General features: G+C 38.2%; 18 protein-coding genes and 1 pseudogene. 14 read left to right on the top strand and 5 right to left on the bottom strand.

All coding sequences use genetic code 11. The annotated features are described in order from the left end of the window. Positions 1-66: 66 nt before the first annotated feature. From MHH46_RS22160 to MHH46_RS22125, 8 genes and pseudogenes are all read left to right on the top strand, one after another. A complete protein-coding gene (locus MHH46_RS22160) occupies positions 67-948 on the top strand; it encodes a hypothetical protein (RefSeq protein ID WP_405132513.1) in 882 nt (293 codons plus the stop codon). Between the two features lie 301 nt (positions 949-1,249). Beyond that, positions 1,250-1,473: pseudogene (locus MHH46_RS22155) on the top strand (sporulation initiation factor Spo0A C-terminal domain-containing protein); the annotation flags it as partial. A 996-nt stretch (positions 1,474-2,469) separates the two neighbouring features. Continuing rightward, a complete protein-coding gene (locus tag MHH46_RS22150) occupies positions 2,470-2,646 on the top strand; it encodes a tyrosine-type recombinase/integrase (protein ID WP_179086313.1) in 177 nt (58 codons plus the stop codon). 741 nt (positions 2,647-3,387) lie between these two features. Further along, complete coding sequence (locus MHH46_RS22145; protein ID WP_076129461.1) at positions 3,388-3,684, top strand: hypothetical protein; 297 nt, start codon at positions 3,388-3,390, stop codon at positions 3,682-3,684. A 318-nt stretch (positions 3,685-4,002) separates the two neighbouring features. Next, positions 4,003-4,155, top strand: coding sequence for a hypothetical protein (locus MHH46_RS22140; RefSeq protein ID WP_179086314.1), 153 nt, complete (start codon positions 4,003-4,005; stop codon positions 4,153-4,155). A 429-nt stretch (positions 4,156-4,584) separates the two neighbouring features. Then, positions 4,585-4,803: a hypothetical protein gene (locus MHH46_RS22135; RefSeq protein ID WP_076129462.1), complete on the top strand. Its 219-nt coding sequence runs from the start codon at positions 4,585-4,587 to the stop codon at positions 4,801-4,803. A 92-nt stretch (positions 4,804-4,895) separates the two neighbouring features. Next, positions 4,896-5,300, top strand: coding sequence for a hypothetical protein (locus MHH46_RS22130; protein ID WP_076129463.1), 405 nt, complete (start codon positions 4,896-4,898; stop codon positions 5,298-5,300). 225 nt (positions 5,301-5,525) lie between these two features. Then, positions 5,526-5,609 carry a putative holin-like toxin gene (locus MHH46_RS22125; protein ID WP_405132629.1) on the top strand — a complete coding sequence of 28 codons (84 nt, stop codon included), beginning with the start codon at positions 5,526-5,528 and terminating at the stop codon, positions 5,607-5,609. 232 nt (positions 5,610-5,841) lie between these two features. Here the strand turns inward: MHH46_RS22125 and MHH46_RS22120 are convergent, their stop codons facing one another. The 3 genes from MHH46_RS22120 to MHH46_RS22110 all read right to left on the bottom strand — a co-directional run bounded on the left by MHH46_RS22120 (position 5,842) and on the right by MHH46_RS22110 (position 8,814). Further along, positions 5,842-6,045, bottom strand: coding sequence for a hypothetical protein (locus MHH46_RS22120; protein WP_076129464.1), 204 nt, complete (start codon positions 6,043-6,045; stop codon positions 5,842-5,844). Between the two features lie 596 nt (positions 6,046-6,641). Beyond that, the gene (locus tag MHH46_RS22115; protein WP_076129465.1) at positions 6,642-7,790 is read right to left on the bottom strand and encodes a DUF4062 domain-containing protein; all 1,149 of its coding nucleotides are present in this window, start codon (positions 7,788-7,790) and stop codon (positions 6,642-6,644) included. Between the two features lie 835 nt (positions 7,791-8,625). Next, the gene (locus MHH46_RS22110) at positions 8,626-8,814 is read right to left on the bottom strand and encodes a hypothetical protein (protein ID WP_256715832.1); all 189 of its coding nucleotides are present in this window, start codon (positions 8,812-8,814) and stop codon (positions 8,626-8,628) included. 195 nt (positions 8,815-9,009) lie between these two features. On the opposite strand from MHH46_RS22110, the gene MHH46_RS22105 reads away from it, so the two are divergent. After that, on the top strand, positions 9,010-9,210 hold the full coding sequence (locus MHH46_RS22105; RefSeq protein ID WP_143762757.1) for a hypothetical protein: 201 nt from the start codon (positions 9,010-9,012) through the stop codon (positions 9,208-9,210). Between the two features lie 303 nt (positions 9,211-9,513). Here the strand turns inward: MHH46_RS22105 and MHH46_RS22100 are convergent, their stop codons facing one another. Then, a complete protein-coding gene (locus MHH46_RS22100) occupies positions 9,514-9,603 on the bottom strand; it encodes a helix-turn-helix domain-containing protein (protein ID WP_305953561.1) in 90 nt (29 codons plus the stop codon). 853 nt (positions 9,604-10,456) lie between these two features. Here MHH46_RS22100 and MHH46_RS22095 point away from each other — a divergent pair. Then, positions 10,457-11,176, top strand: a complete 720-nt coding sequence (locus tag MHH46_RS22095) for a hypothetical protein (RefSeq protein ID WP_076129467.1) — start codon at positions 10,457-10,459, stop codon at positions 11,174-11,176. A 230-nt stretch (positions 11,177-11,406) separates the two neighbouring features. Here the strand turns inward: MHH46_RS22095 and MHH46_RS22090 are convergent, their stop codons facing one another. Beyond that, positions 11,407-13,149 carry an ABC-F family ATP-binding cassette domain-containing protein gene (locus MHH46_RS22090; RefSeq protein ID WP_076129468.1) on the bottom strand — a complete coding sequence of 581 codons (1,743 nt, stop codon included), beginning with the start codon at positions 13,147-13,149 and terminating at the stop codon, positions 11,407-11,409. Between the two features lie 385 nt (positions 13,150-13,534). On the opposite strand from MHH46_RS22090, the gene MHH46_RS22085 reads away from it, so the two are divergent. The 4 genes from MHH46_RS22085 (at position 13,535) to MHH46_RS22070 (ending at position 17,086) form a co-directional block, all read left to right on the top strand. Further along, a complete protein-coding gene (locus tag MHH46_RS22085) occupies positions 13,535-13,783 on the top strand; it encodes a hypothetical protein (protein WP_143765051.1) in 249 nt (82 codons plus the stop codon). Positions 13,784-14,071: 288 nt separating this feature from the next. After that, positions 14,072-14,848 carry an RNA ligase family protein gene (locus tag MHH46_RS22080; RefSeq protein WP_076193166.1) on the top strand — a complete coding sequence of 259 codons (777 nt, stop codon included), beginning with the start codon at positions 14,072-14,074 and terminating at the stop codon, positions 14,846-14,848. Between the two features lie 408 nt (positions 14,849-15,256). Next, on the top strand, positions 15,257-16,033 hold the full coding sequence (locus tag MHH46_RS22075; RefSeq protein ID WP_076193168.1) for an ABC transporter ATP-binding protein: 777 nt from the start codon (positions 15,257-15,259) through the stop codon (positions 16,031-16,033). A gap of 42 nt (positions 16,034-16,075) precedes the next feature. After that, positions 16,076-17,086: an aliphatic sulfonate ABC transporter substrate-binding protein gene (locus MHH46_RS22070; protein ID WP_076193170.1), complete on the top strand. Its 1,011-nt coding sequence runs from the start codon at positions 16,076-16,078 to the stop codon at positions 17,084-17,086. The last annotated feature ends 6 nt before the right edge of the window (positions 17,087-17,092 follow it).

Genomic DNA, 17,092 nt, shown 5'->3' with positions numbered 1-17,092 from the left:
TATCCGAAAAAATGAATAGATATAATGTCTGGTAAGCTCGACATAAAGGGTTTTTATGGAATATAATTGCATTACAATAACACTAAAGGTGGGATTAACATTACATCAATGTATTTTGTAAGGGAAAATGAAGATAAGGTCGAAATTTATTGTCAAGAGTGCGGAAAAATACATTTAATTCCATCAAATCATTGTAAGGGGCAACGTATTGACACTTATGTATATTGTTCTTGTGGGAGTGTTGGTGATTTTTTAGTCGGTAGAAAAGCAAATGATAAGGGTAAAAGTTATCTTATATTATCAGGAGGTGTAATAATATCTATTTTGATATTTAGCCAATCAAGATTTTGGGGTTGGACTACATTAATAGTTACACTGATCATCTTTTTATCGTCGCTAGTAGATGAAAGCAAAATACCAAAGGTTAAACAGATGCAACTATTCGACAGTTTTTACAGGCATAGAGCCAAATTAGTTAATTCTAATCAGTACTATATATCAAGTAGTAATGAAGCAGGTATTATTGTCGATGATGAAAATAACGCGATTTGTATCATGTACAACGATTTACAAAATAGTAATGTATATAATGCTAATGATATTATTGAGATTGAATTAATTGAAGATGGAAATTCTATAATTAAAACCTCAAGAGGAAATCAACTTGGCGGAGCTTTAGTAGGAGCTGCTGTTGCAGGTGGAGTGGGGGCAATAATAGGAGGATTATCAGGCAAGGGCGTACAACAAGACACTGTCACCCAACTCAGCTTGAAGATCATTGTGAATAATATTAAAAATCCTGTTGTAATAATAAATTTTCTGTCGATTGGTAAAAACAAAGAAGGTATTAAAAAAACTAGTGAAAAATATAAGAGATCAAATAAGCTTGCTACACATTGGCATGGAGTCTTAAGTGTGATGATTAGAAGAGCAGATGAAGCAGAATAAAAATATGGAGATATCAAGTACATATAAATAGATTTAGATATTTAGAGCTATGGATGATTCCATGGCTTTTTTGTATTGAAGTGAGGTGTATCGTTCTTATATCAAGGCGAACAAGCACCACTTTGGTAAATATGAAAGCCGATTAAAGAACTTCTCTCTCTTTTCAAACAGTAATGGATAGTATTAGGGGACTGGATTAAAAACATGTGATATGATACTCTGGTTTTGTAAATCGATTTAGGCAATAAATGTTAAGAAGGAAACCCGATAAATAGTGGAAATAGCTCAAAATAATATCGGTACGAAGACACTCTACCCAGCAATCGCTGAGAAGTTCAAAACCACGCCTTCACGCGTAGAACGCGCGATCCGCCATGCGATTGAAGTCGCTTGGACACGTGGCAACATCGACTCCATCAGCCATTTATTCGGCTACACCATTAATATCTCCAAATCTAAGCCTACTAACTCGGAATTTATTGCCATGGAGCCGACAAGCTGCGGATTGAGCATAAGGTTAGTTGAAACGCTGGTGTTACGCGGAATAAGGACGTTTGATAGAACATTTGTTCACGTCAACTTGTACGTTCGTTGAACGGAGATTCCGATAAACTATCGGTGTGCGACTCCGTTAAACTTTCCGTATTCGCCTAATGTAGTAGCGCTAATTTATCGGACGTTTAGCTAAAGTAAATCTTAACGTAAGTTCACGGTATATACAAACATGCGTCAATCTCTCCGGAGATTGGCGCTGTATTTATGTTAGGGGTTGTCGTCAAATTTAACGACATTTATAAATATCAGGAGGCGGAGGTGGGGATACTAATAATGTCACCTATAAAACGTTCAAATCCAAAAAGTAATCGTCCGTTGTTTGAGCTTCTCGATGAGTTTATGGAGACAAAGAAGTTACAAGGAATTAGTCCACATACATACGACGACTACGTACGTAATGTTAATTTGTTTATTAAACGATACCCCAGCGCATGGAGTTCTCACATCGCTCTTAAGGCGTCTTTAATAGAACACCTTTCTCAAGAAGGAATTGCCCCCTCAACATTTAATAACCGACTTGTCTATTTAAGGACATTCTTTAAGTAGTGTGTTAGTGAAGGGTACCTTAAAGAAAACCCTTTAGGTACTTTAAAAAAAGCGTAAAGAATGCTCTCGAATTGTAGCTATCGATTTAGAGGTGTTCAGGAACTTCTGAGTGTGCCTGATCAATCTACTTTTGTAGGTATGAGAGACTACACTCTTATATTGTTAACTTTGGATACGGGAATAAGGCCTTCTGAAGCACTCGGATTGTTACCAGACAACCTTAATTTAATGACGGGGAGTATTTATATACCTGCAGCAAAAGCTAAATGAGGGTAGCGCGCACATTAAGCATTTCCGAAGTAACAAAAAATGCACTAATAAGACTCGTTCAATTACGTCCGAGGTTTTGGGCAAATAAAGTACCCATATTTTGCACCGAGTCAGGAAACAAGCTTAACCGTCACGTGTGGGGTGATCATCTTGAACATCATAGTAAGAGTCTTGGTGTTCATATCCCGCCCTTATGACTTAAGACATGCATTTTCACTAGAGTTCATTCGTAATGGTGCGTTAGCCTTTTCGCTACAAAGAACGCTCGGGCATGTTGATATTACAATGACTAAACGATATGTAGCATTAGTAGACGATGATTTGTGATAGAGCACGCAAAGGCGAGTCCCGAGTAGGATGAGCGCTGGTCTCTTTGGAGGTCAGCGTTTTTGCCGATATTATCGAGCATTATACGAAGCGAGAGTGTAGTTAATGGCGCAGTTAACTAACGATATATCCGTGGGTTTAATCTGTATTTACATGATAAACCGAGTAATGTAGCGTTAAGCTGGCGAGATGCGGTCGCAGTATTTCAAGAACGGTAGAAAAAAGAAAACGTGCGTGCGGCGTAGTATTCGGGAGTAAACGGGAGATGATCGAGATAGATGTAAGGAAAGAGGGGAAGAGCCAGGCGGATATATGTTAACATTTACCGAATTATCGTTAACATTAACTGAAAAATTGTTAACAGTATTTCAACAGGTTATTAACGATTGTTAACATTAACTGATTTTTCCGAAGAATCGACTGACACTACGATAGTTTACTCAATCACCGGATTTGGAGTTTTACGATTTGCTATCTATCATTCTATAATCGGTGGTGTAGAGTCAGTAAGGCCAGTATAAAATAATACAAGAAAATCCGATTTCGGTCCAAAATTCACACAGATGGTCTAGACTACCATGGGGTTTTTCTCTTAAATACTCGATATATCGCAGAATCTCTAATTGGAAACTTTTATATATGAGGAGGTATACTTGTGCCATAGCTCAGATCACCGCCGACCAACGTAAAGACTGGCGCAATCTACCTCTCGCGGATTGGAATACGCTGACCGTCTAGGTGATGATTACGGAGCTAAATTGCGACCGTTACGGAGTCGAAACGTACATTCCGGCTGCGGGCGGTTATCGCTTCGAACAAGGCGTAATCAAACGTGCGCTCAAGCTGTACGGTGCGGGTCCTTTACGCGAAACGATCGAACGTGCCTTCGCAGAACATCGCGTAACAACGAAATATACGCAGTTAACGGCGGTTTTTTTGATAACGTATCTCTTGCCGCGTATAATGCCGCAAGTCCTTGCGAACGGGCAACGTAAGGAACGGGTAAAGGCAGCGCAGGAGTCGGCGGAGTTTTTGTAAGAAAAAACGTATAGGAAGTTGATCCTCTGACACATTATTTGGTAAATATGGTTGTGATAGAGCTGGTTTTATTCGATTTTGGTCCAAAAGCGCTAAATATAGCTTAAATATGGGCTTGTCAAGCTACAATTTCAAACCATATTTGTTGAATGACAGTTGTTTATATCTGAGATAAAGTAAATATAGAAGGAGGAACGCAATTGACGCACGCTAAAAACTGCATATTATCCGTACAGTGTACGTTGCGGATACCGCCGCAGTAATTAACTCGTATATTATCCGCATATATCGGATCTCACCAATGAAAAGGGGCAACCGTTGGAACGTTCGGCTTACTTTTTCGATGTGAATGCGCTCCTGGAGTTATATACAGAGTTATCCTACCAAAACCGTACCATCGCGGTTCTTGATGAGATCGGAGTACGCGTAGCTTCGGACAGATTCCACATAGCGGAATTAGTTATCGTGTGACGAACACCATGCCGGCTATATGCCATCGAATATAGCGATCGAAGATTTAGCGGAGGTATTCGACGCGAGTTTAGCGGATCGTATACGTGATATGCATGGTGAAGTGGATTTCATAGCGAGAATAAAGACATTTTCGAAAAACGGCGTCAGCATGAGTATTTAAGAGAAAATGAGAGATCGTTTAACTTAACATATCTCATGTAGACGGAAAAATGTACCCTAAATGGATACTTTTGTATACAAAAGTAACTATTATGTATACAAAAGTGGTTGTTTTGTATACAAAGTATAATAAGAGAGGTTTTAGTAAGATAGCTTAAATTCAACTTTGCAACAATACTGCTTGTTTCATATAATCTGAGGTGAGACGGGCGATGTCCAGGCGATAATGCGACTCGGCATTTAACGTACGGATTACGGTAATTCGTCATGAGAACGAAGACGATACTCGCAGATTCAACGTACCTGTTCGGAACTGATACGCTGGCACACGAAGGGCACGGCGTAATCGAACTCGGCAAAGGGCGTAATAGCGGCGAGGATACGCGCGTTGAGATCGTATATCTACCGAATTGGGGCATCGTGCAGGAGACGGATTTAGCGGATGAGGCTGCGCAGTTTGTGGCGTTGATTTTAGTGGGTTTATAAAAGTTTATTTTTATATGTAAAAAGTTTATTTTAAGTATTTACTCCAACCATTGGTGTGTGTATAATCAGAATATACCAAGGGAGGTAATGAAATGGATGCAAATACAGAATATTTTAAGAGGCTTGCCCAAGATCAGCGCATGAGAGAGAAGCGAGATAGAGGTGAGGAGAAACGAATTACGGTGGTGTTAAGTGAGTATGATTATAATCGTCTTGCTTATATTTCAAAACTATCAAGTCTTAAAAGAAGTACTATAGCAAAGAATATGATAATTAACGCCCTACTCAGTGCTGAAGAAGTTTTTGGATTGAGTGAGTATGTTGAGCTTGAAGACTCACAAGGTGAGCCGACAGGAGTGCTGACAAAATATGGGGAGTATATCAATGGTAGAGTGATTGGAGATGAGGCATACGAGGATGATGGCTCGAGAGATAAACCTGCGGCTAAGACTTCACCACGGCGTCCTGTCACAAGAAAAAATTTAACGATCGAGTGAGTACTTGGAGATATATGAACTCTATTAATCACGAAATCTTTTTCGCGGCCGTCGAACGCTACCCTTGGCGCAATCTCCATTACGCCCTCGACCTCCCAACTTCTGTAAGATCCTAACATTGACTACTGCGGTTTGGTTGAATTATGTTCGATGAAACAAGAGTAGAATTGATGCCTCGTTTCAATAAACAACGAGGATTCGCGTCAGTTGAAGGAGGTGAGGAAGATGTTGACTATAAACGAGGCATTAACGTTAATGATATCATTTGCTTCATTGGTATTAGTTATTGACAGAAAAAAGCGGAGTTAAAATAACCGATCATCCGACCAAAGAATCCGGTTACCCCTCCGCTATTTAATACTTAACGCCATTGTACGCTTATTTCTCGTCGGACACAACAGGGAGCGCCAGGAAAACGGAGAGATGGCGCTCTTTTAACAATCCTTACAGATGCTGAATACGTGTGAAAATACGAAATTGGACTCGCGCAGGTATGTTGCGGAGTCCGGTATTTACGGAGTTTATTGTATAAGGTTGATCTTTATTTCTTACTGTTAAATATTTGAGGGCGTCCTATTTCTGCTGCATGTATTTCTTCTATGTCGCGCTGGGCGTCCTCTTTTGTATAGTTGTTACGACCAACACGCTCTAGTTTCGCAAAGATGCGATAGAGCGTGTTTTTTGCCTGTGTCTCGGACATTTTTTCGATAGCATCGCGCAGTGCTTGCGCTTGTGGGTCCGTCATTTTGTCGCCTCCTTTACGTGAAATTCATGTGCGGATCTAACTTAGTACACTCCACCAATCTTGACGGTATTTTGCGTGTATTTTTCGACCTGGCCTCCGTATTCCGCTATTCGCCCGTCCTTTTCACGTGCGGTTACACGACCTTACGCCAGTGCCGCGGTAAATAATTCGATGTCCGTGTATACCTCCGTAACAATCAGCGCCTTTCTGGGGTGTTGATGAATAACATTCGACAAAACAGCGCCAGTTTCTTCCGAGGAGGAGGCGTTTTTATTTACGAAAAGGGGATCTTATGAGGGTGTGTTCATTTCTCAGGTGAGGCATTGTAGTTTCGTAGATTGTTACTAGGACACAATGCTAACATGGTGAGAGCTGGACATATCGAAGCAACATGATATGTTTTCGACGGTTAATACAATCTATAAATAATGAAGTCAAGCCGGAAAGCCCACATAGGGTCGACCGGTTTTTGCTTGTTGTGCGTGCCTTTTCGCAGGCTTATGTAACCCTCAGTTTGGTCGTGTATGTTCCGTGTCAAAGCTGCGATCGGTGCTGCAGACCATGTACATCCAGGTATTTCTTGACACGGCTGCCCGTTATCGCTTTTTAACTAATGGGTTAATTGATAATCCTAATTCATCCTCGAAATGCGATATTACATTTTCATCCCATACTTCAATTTTAAATTCAACTTCGGAGGTAACTTTTTCAAGCTTTACTGCTTTCTTTAGGAACTTTTCTGAAATATCTTGCAGATTACCGTGATCTCCGGGAATAGCGATGATGAAGTGTATAGGAACTCCTTCTGCATGCTTGTAGTTGTGTACAAAAACTCGTATTTCAGCTAAAGTTTCATTGAACTCTTCGAGAGTAATTTCTTTCACAATGAGTAGTTTTTGATAATATTGTTGATCGGGACTGAAAATATAGTATGGCGAGTAATCTGATTCTGGGTACTGGAGAATAATTGTAGATGACTCACCGTCTTCCTCATTTTTTTCTAATATTATCTCCCAACTAATTCCGGGATACGAACTGATGTATGAAGCGCTCAATAGTTTTAAAACTTTTTCTAGTCTGTCAGTTATTTCTGGAGGGCTGTTTTGTATCTGTCGCTCTTTAACCGTTGCTTGTTGGAGTGCCTGCTTTAGCTTTTCGTTTTCCCGACCAAGCTGATCCATCTCCTTTTTATAGTGCAGCACCGATGTTGCGTATTCTTCGCTATTTTGAACAGCCCTACCTGAGATCCAACCGTATAGGTTTTTGTCTTTAACAAGTTCATTTAAAGTCTGCATCACTGTTATCTGTATGTCCTTAGTATCCTCAAAGAATCGCGATACTTTAGATAGTACATTTGATTTGAAGTCTTCATATTTTTGTGCATTATCAAGTTCAATAACAGCTTTCCCCAATTTCTTAATTTTTTTTTGAAGAGCATCTGAAGAGATTACAACTGCGAATCTGGGTTTTTTTAATTCTCCTGCTAGGTCGTATTCCCAATGTGTATAACTCTTGCCAGTCGTTTCTTCTATAGAACCATATCTGCCGCCTAATATCAGCAGGTACACATCGGACTCTTCTATCCATTTTGTTATTGTGTCTTTTTGAGATTGATCGCCAGAGCGAAACAATTCCATTCCTGCAGGAATATGACCGGACTTAAGAACCGACTCAACGGCTGCCTGTCTTTCATCCTGAAGGTCAGTGAATGTTGAGGAAATAAAAACCTGCAGTTTTTTTGACATAAATTCCATCTCCCTTATAGCTATAAGTGCTTGCTCATGATTTGCTCGATACTTGTTTTATTTTCTCGTTTCTCTACTCCAACCCGTTACTTGTAGTAGTGTCTGATCCGTCGCCTACGTAGGAGAAAACTTCTATGCAGTCGTGAAACCGTTGATTATCGGCGAGGACGTTTATTTTATATATGTGGAGCCGAGGGTTAGAACGCGTGAGAACATAAAAAAATTGCACTATCACGTTTTTTTACAGAGTCCGATATTTATGGATTTTATCGTTTAATACCTTGCTTTACGCTGTTTATAGAAAGGGCTTGCACACCTAGTGAACCCTGAATGGTTATACAACTCAGACAACAAAGCCTCTACTTTTGACGGGGCGCTTACTGCAATATTCCTTAAAGTGCTCGTCGCGTAAAGTAAAGATTTGTTAGACTCGTTGAAGTGGGTGATTTTATTCCTCTGAGACGTTAATCTCATATAGTTACTAAGAGTGAGTTGGTCGATATTGCAGCTAAACAGTTCTTCAAACTTCTTTATTTTTGCTGAGATATTCTCGAATTCGGAGGGTACCTTGCTTCCATTTTGCAGTAATTTAAGAAGAATAGTATTATTCGGAGATAAATCTTCAGCCATTAATTTTAGCTTTTTATGAACAAGCTGAGTCAGTGCTGCTTAAACTGATGCGCAAAAATTCAGGATAGCCTGCCGATAATATCGTCGTTTTTGAAATTCGTCAATTGCTTTATTTCCTTCATCTTTATTGAATAACGCGTCGTTAAACATCTCGGCCGGATAGCTCAGGACAGAGAGGCTGAGACTTAAATTATTATCTCCCATTTTATCGCTCGCCCTCCTTCGTAACCGGAAAGTTATAATTAATCCGCATATAATAAGCACCGGAGTTCTTCACGCTAACCGGTGTATACTTTTGGATTGGTCCACTGTGCTCTTTAATTCTGACGTCTTCTTTTTCTCGTACCGTAACGTGTACTTGTGCTAACGCTGCCATGAATAATTCGTCGTCCATCTGTAATATCCGCATAGTTTCGAATGTTTCCAAATTTCTTCCGCAATAAAAGTAATATTCGACAAATTAGCGCTACTTCCTTTCGGGGATATGTTGTAATTTTAATGCATCTGTCGCTGATTGAGTTGTGTGTGGATGTGTACGCCACTCAGGTGAGGGCATTGTAATTTCGTATAGTATTAACGCGAAACATTGATGAGAAGTTTTATTTCCCGACTAGAGCCGGACAAAATCGTACTGGCTGTGGATAGGTATTTCGCGAAGGCGGTAAACATGCGGACAGGATTGCCGAAGGAGAGCGTATATTCTCCGGTGGGTCTGTTTTACGATGCATATACGGAGGGGCTCGCGGAGGGGAATGCGTTACGGTGTAAGCGGAGTGCTGCAGGCGATTGATTATGACGTTAATCTTGGCGTTCTCCTTTAAGGACTTGCGCTGGGAAGCCGCATAAACAAAGGGATTTTTCGGAGCTTTAGCACCTTTGATGTGCTAAGTTGTTAACGTAGTTAAAGCGCAGTCTTAGCGGAGAGTATCCGTTAGGGCTGCACCTTTATTTGTTCGTATCGTCCTATCTGCCTGCGTAAGCCCTTGAATTAGCGCGCCTAGCCCTTCGGGAGTATTAGCGTTAGGACATGGTACAGAGCGGCTAATTTGACGGTGATCTTAACGCTATTCGACATTGACCATGTTCGTGTCATCTACAAACTCAACAACTCCTCGATCTTACAATCCAAATCCTCACAAATACGCGCGATTACACTGAGCGCAACAAACTCTCCGTTGGACATCTTAGCAATAGTTGCAGGAGACAAACCTACCTAATGTATTCCGAAGATACGTTTTCGTCTTGTCTCGTCGTATTAGTGTGATCTCTATCGGCTTGTAGCTTGGACGAAGTTTCATATGTATTCCTCCTAAATATCTATACCTCAATTTTATATTTCTTGAACAAAAGTACAATAACGCAAACATTTTGTTTGTTAAGTGTTGAAATTGTGTTTTTTAATAGCATACTATATGTACAAAAAGTTAAACATTTTGTACGCAAAAATATATAGGAGGTTTCAAAAATGCCTAATCTTATTACTATCGCACCTGCTACTATAGACGTTTCCTCGTATCCAAGCCGCAGCCTTACTAGAAGCGCAATAGGATTAAGAACTATTTACTTATGAATACTTTACATTAACTAATCACCATTTTACACTTAAAAAATTAACATCAATACAAGAAGTAGTCTTTTTTTTATGATAGATACTATCAATAGATGCGCCGTTCAGCTCTTCAAAACGCACCATCCGTTGCAGCTATGTTCTTACAACTGAAGCTGTAGTGCATAATAGATTAAACCACTAATATACTGTTTTTTATAGTAATATGAATTGAGTGCAATAAGTTTAGTGCTCATTTAGGATTACATAATTGTTGTTTTCTGTAATAAACTATTTCGAACAGCATTGACAATAATCAATCAAAATAATACAGTTTGAATGAAATAATTTTTACCAACTAACTTTTTAATTCCAAACCGATAAATAACGAGAAAATTGAATCTGATACAATCGGGCGAGCTGGTTAAATAAACCAATCTTCTATCAGATATAGGGAACTACATTTGTGAGTTAAGTCGGAGGAATCTTCATGAATTATTACGAATCAGGTGTTGAAAGAATTAAGAATATTAATGCGAATTTATACATTGGAATTTCAAAAAAAAGATACGAAGAAGTAAGATCTAGAGGTGAATATGAAGCAGATGCTAATTTGATTGCAGAGTATTACCGTAGAGTCGGCGTGTTTTTGCAGTTTATCTCTAAGGAAGCAGCAAGTATATACATAGGTATGGATATGTTATTAGGTTTTAAAATGGAGGAAAATGAGTGGGACATTTTCTTAGAAACGTGTCCGAATTTTAATAAAATTGATATTATGCTTATGAAATTAATAAGTATACATTATTTACGCTGGTGCTCTTTGCTTGATGCGCGCGACAATATCGCATTACAGTTTCCAGATATATATGAACCGATGATCAAATTATTTGAGAGAGGTGGGGGACGGATTAATACCCATCACCACGAACTGGTTGGTGGATTTGGAGCTTTTTCACGCTCTATTTATGCAAATAGAGGAGATATGACCCCTTTTGATATAAGCGATGTTGCTCTAGAAAATATAATTAAGGAAGTAGAACTAGCAGAAGGTTACTTAGCGGACTATAAGAACGGAAATTTATCAGAAAATAATTGTATCCGCTGTGGTAACAAATTATTGATCCTACCAAACTTATCGGATTATGGTTATCAATGGTATAAAATTAAATGCGAGACCAAAGACTGTTTTGATAAAAATTTCTCATGATACTTCATTATAGTTATATCAACCAGAGAGGTGAAGAGAAGTTTGGCAAAAAATGTGTTGGGAAAGATTTTTAATGATAAGTGAACCACTGTCCCGGCATGAGCTATCAATAAAATCAATGCAGTAAAAAGACACTGAGATCTATTCATCAGTGTCTTTAATGTGGATACTTTTCCACCAACATTTTATTTCATCGTTCTTGTAATCATTTTCATTCAGAAGGTTGGAATTTAAAGTAACTTAATCAGCTCTTCTAGCTCGTCAACCATACCTTTCGCAAGTTCAAAATTATTGTCTTTTAAAGCTAATTCTATTTTCATTTCAACTGCTTTTTTATTTTGTTCATTTTCTAAATAATCTTTATCAAAATGACTGGCATAAATCATCTTTCTGAATTTTCGCATACTCATTTTTCTAATCGTCTTCTCGTCAATGATTAGTACATAATCCATCCCATTTACTACAGAATAGAAATCATGAGAAATCATGAGAATCGCACCTTTATAGTCTTCAATGGCTTTCTCCAGTGCGATTTGTGTATAGGTGTCTAAATGGCTTGTCGGTTCATCAAGAAGCAATAAGTTTGCTTTGCTAGCAGAAACTTTTGCCAATTGCAGTATATTTTTTTCGCCACCAGATAAAGATTCTATCTTTTGAGTAAGAATTTCTCCTTCAAAGCCATAGTTTGAAAGATGTGCTCTAATCTCGTCATAAGTTGCAAACCCGGCATCGATGAAGTCTTCTAGTATGGTATTAGAATCCTTTAGCACTTCGTCTTGAAGCTGAGAAAGATAAGCCACTTTAATATCAGCATTTATTTCAATTGAATCATGATTATTTTTAAAGATATCTCGGAGTAAAGTCGTTTTCCCGGTACCGTTTGGACCGATAAGGGCTACTTTATCTGTAGGTTTCATCTCAAAGTTAACATTTTCTAAAATCAACTCATCAAAGGAAACACTATAATTATTCACATTTAAAACAGTGATGTCTTCTTCAAATTCATTGTCCACACCAAAACTGATTTTTGGTTGCTTAATATCAACGAATGGCGCTTTAATTTTTCGCGCTTCCAATCTTTCTTGAAACTTAACCCTAGCTTTTAACGCTCTCCCTCTAGATGCTTCTGAATTATAGGTTGCGATCGCTCTAAGATTATCAATAATGTTATCGTATCTCTCTATTTCTTCTTGTTCAGCGACTGCGATTTCTTGTAACTCAATTTTCGTCTGAAGTAATGAGAAGTTATACTCAATATATCGCCCATCGAACTCTTGGATCTCCATGTTTTCAAGGTGTATGATTTTGTTAAAACAATGATTTAATAGATAACGGTTATGCGTAACAACTAGCAATATTCCTTTGTGAGCATTAATCAGATTTTTAAGTGCATTTAGGTTTTCAAAATCTAAAAATACATCGGGCTCATCCATAATCATTAAGTCTGGACTAGTCAGCATTTCCTTCATCACTTGAATAAGCTTGAATTCCCCACCACTTAGATCGGATACCCTAACATCTTTTAGCTTCAAGAGGTTGGCTAAATTTAGTTTCTTATTAATATTGCTTTCAAAATCATTTCCATCCATTAAATCAAAGGCATCTAGAGCTAATTGATACTTTTCGAGTAATGAATCAATATCTGATGATGTTTCCATTTCAGTGAGAATCGCTGTTATTTCATTTTGTATCTTAATAAATTCTTCTCCTATATATTCAAAAACGGTTGTTTCTTTAGATTTGTCTAGTTGCGAAAACTGACTTACATATCCAATTTTGCAGGTGGGGTCCATCTCTAGCTTGCCTTCGAACAAATATTTTTCTGGATCCATCAGTATATCGATCAGTGTACTTTTACCACTGCCGCTTGTTCCTATAAAAGCGCAATGTTGTGCTTCTTCAAGCGTAAATGAAATGTTTTTATATAGTTCTTTTTGCGGGAATGCGAAGGATAAGTTATCAACTTTTATCATAGTGTTACCTTTCTTAACTAAAAATAGTGACTATTATAAGATGTATTGAAGAGTACAGATTTTTGAGTTTACCGTTGATAGAGTAACACTGTTTACAAGCAACTTCAATCATTTCGCATTAAAGGTATCAAAATCATCTGATAATACAATCTTACAGACTAATAAATTATGGTCATAAAACCTATAAATACCTAATGGCTACAACTCGGAATTTATTGCCTTGGTAGAAGATAAGCATATTCCATTTAATGTTATAGTGGAGTTAGTAGGGTAAATCCTTTGTTATTTTAGATACGTACATGCTTGAATTTATTAAGGCTTGCCCTATATTTATATTTATATTTATATTTATCGTAGCGCTTCTGACTATACTAAATCTACGGCTATGATACGAGATGAGATAGCTATTGGTGGTTTAGAGAAAGGTTCAATTGGCCTTGTAATTAATAATACGCAAGTTTTAAAAGATGCTAAAACATTTTCAGTGGTGATTGACAGTAAGACTCGCGAGTATGAATATACAGGTGGAAAATATCTAATTATAAAAGATAGTAGGATTTGGAATCCGACTGCTCAATTAAAAATTATTTTCTCAAATGATAAAAACGAAACAATATTTGAATCAGATTATTAAAGAAGATTTATTGGTGTTTACTACTATTTACATATTCTTATTTTGCTGATTTTCTATTACATGAGTATCACTTGAAAATACATATAAGAACCTTCTTTGCGTATAACCTTCATGCGTAATCAACAAAGTAATTACGTAGATTATGATGATACTTATCTTCAAAGTTAAATTGGTAAACAAATAAGGAGAACTCTTTATGACAATCTCATCAGGAATAACACGTGAACACGTAATCAGTTATAAGAACAAGAGTCATATAAAGTGAATTTGAAAGAAGGAGAATAGTTTATGGATTTAAAGAAAATAAATTCTTTAACAAAGTACCCAAGCATTCTTACATATCATCAATTAGGTGAACGAGGTCGGTTAAATGATGTTTTAACGGAGTCAAGAGGCTTCGCAGAATTAGACGATGTTTTTATTTACGAAAAAGTAGATGGTGAAAATTCAAGGATCATTTTATTAAAAAATGATGATAACGAAGTTGATTATCTAATTGGTTCCAGAGAAGAATTGTTATATGCAAAAGGAGATAGAATCGGTAATCCTTATGGGAACATTGCGGAATTTCTTAAGCCGTTAGCAGAAAAAGTAATTGCAGATATCCTTCTTGAGGGTGACTGGGCATTAACCGTAATTTATCAGGAATCTTATGGAGGGAAAACTAAAGCATCCAAGAACTATTCTGACAGAAAAACTCAAGGGTATCGTGTATTTGATGTGTTCTCCTTGAATAAGGATGAATTATATAGACTTCTTGAGTTATCGCAGGAGAAAATTGCGGTGTGGCGTGATCACGGAAATCAACCATTTTATGATGAAATTGAGAAGAAGAGATTTATTGAAAGTATTGATTTGCAGTCTGCACCACTTCTTGAAACCACAAAGGGTTCCGAGTTTCCAATTTCTCTTGAGAGTACATATTCTTATTTAAAAAGATTCGAAAACACGCAAGTAGGAATCGACGCATCAGGCAAATCAGAAGGAATCATTGCTAGAACAACGGATCGTAAACAAATTAGAAAAATACGGTTTGAAGATTATGAAAGAACGTTTAGAAAGTAATAGTTGGAATTATTATCAATGCTGATACTTTCAGAATTTAGCATGAGGTTCCCTAAGCAATGGGGTTTGTGAACAGCCCCCAAAATACTGCTTATTCATTGGTCCAAAACCAATAAATATGCGGTATTTTTTTGTGCAGTTTTGAACTCCAATTAGATAAATCCCTATCGACTATAACTAATACTATGTCCTTGCCATTCGCAAAACCTACCCACTTCACAAGACATACAACCATTTGGCAAATAATGTTTGACATGTGAGGAATGTCACTGATAAGATGATGTAAATTAAACCTAGTTGAATAATCGGATAAGGTTCTTTAGAAGCTCTCATTATTTTTTTTGCTCTTAATACCTATTAAATACATAAGTATAGTTTAGTTTAAATTTATCGGAAAGGGTGAATGGAGTGACGGAGGAAACACTGGTTATCGAACATTTGAATAAAGTATTCGCCGCGCCTGCCGGTGATGTTATCGCATTAAGCAATATTCAGCTGAAGGTGAAAAAAGGCGAGTTGATTACGATTATAGGTCCCAGCGGCTGCGGAAAAAGTACCTTGCTAAAAATTGTGGCAGGATTGGATACGAGCTATAGCGGCACGGTTCTACTGAATGGCAAACAGATCGACGGTCCAAGTATTGAGAAGGGATTTATTTTTCAAGAACCAAGACTTTTTCCGTGGTTGACGGTGGAGCATAATATTGCAGCAAATTTATCGCTTAAAAATCCAGAGGTTCGCAAAAAAGTAGATGAATTGATTGAACTTGTACGATTAAAGGGTTTTGAGAAATCCTATCCACGTGAGCTGTCAGGCGGGATGGCCCAACGAGTATCTATTGCTAGGGCGTTGCTCCGTAATCCGGATGTATTACTGCTCGATGAACCTTTTGGCGCACTAGACGCTTTTACTAGATCACATCTGCAAGAGGTACTTCTTGATATTTGGCAGAGCAATAAGACGACTATGTTATTTGTAACTCATGATCTGGATGAAGCTGTATTTTTGGGTGAGCGGGTAGTCATTATGAATCCCCGACCTGGGCATATTCGCAATATTCTTCCCATTGATTTACCGTTTCCGCGAAAAAGATCCAGTACTTCATTCCAAGAGCTACGTCGACTGGTGCTGAGTGAGTTTGAGAAGGTTGAAGAACCGGCAATCGATGTTGGTGCTGGTATCTAGATAAAGAGAGTCCATTTTTTATAAAAAGGGGAGAAATGATCCATGAAATTATTTCGTAATTCACTACTTGTTATGCTTGTTTTGACTGTATTTGCAACGGGTTGTGCATCGAATGAAAAGAGTGCGGGAAAGAACGACGCCAACAAATATGAAGGTGTGACCATTAAGATTGGCGTGCAGGGCAGCGGGGGGATGTTTGGTAAAGCCCGTGAGGAAAAATGGTATGAGCAAGAATTTGATAAGCTGGGCGTAAAAGTAGAATGGACGGAATTTCAAAGTGGACCCCCAATGACAGAGGCGATCGCTTCTAATAAGTTGGACATAGCGACTCTTGGTAACATGCCGGTGATCGCAGCCCATGCTGCGGGTATTCCTATTAAGATTATCTCACAAGTATTAGAAGGTACGAATAACGTTGCTCTTCTTGTACCTGGTAGTAGTACTGCTCAGAAACTGGAGGATCTGAAAGGCAAGAAGATAGCTGTTACAAAAGGCAGCAATGCTTACAACTTCCTTTATCGCGGTATTGAGGAATCAGGTCTTAAAGAAGCAGATTTTGAGATTATCCAGCTACAGCCTGATGAAGCACAACCTGCATTTGAAACCGGTGGCGTTGATGCATGGGCTACATGGGATCCGTATATTACTCTAAACGCATTGACCGGTAAAGGGAAGGTTTTGACGGATGGTGAGCAATTGGGTGTCTTATCTCCTTCTTTTGTGATCTCCCGTTCAGCGTTCGCAGAGAAATATCCAGAACTAGTTACGCTTTATTTAAAAGTAACCAACAAAGCTATAGCTTGGGAGACAGATAATCGCGCTGAAGCGACTGAAAGATATGCAGCTGAGCGGAACATTCCGGCAGCGGTAATCGAAGGTACGTTTGAACGTTCCCAGATGATCAACATTCCAATTAGTGATGCTGTTGTTGAAGAATTGCAGAAGACAGCCGATTTTCAATTTGATATTAAGAACATTCGTAAAGAGATTGAAGTTTCTAAAATAACAGACAATCAATATATTGAAGCAGCACTGAAGGAACCTTTGAAGTAACGGATG

The organism is Paenibacillus sp. FSL H8-0175 (assembly GCF_045040615.1).
GTDB classification, from domain to species: Bacteria; Bacillota; Bacilli; order Paenibacillales; family Paenibacillaceae; genus Paenibacillus_AQ; species Paenibacillus_AQ odorifer.
The sequence above is the reverse complement of the archived record's forward strand: the minus strand, read 5'-3'. Positions and strand labels throughout refer to the sequence as shown.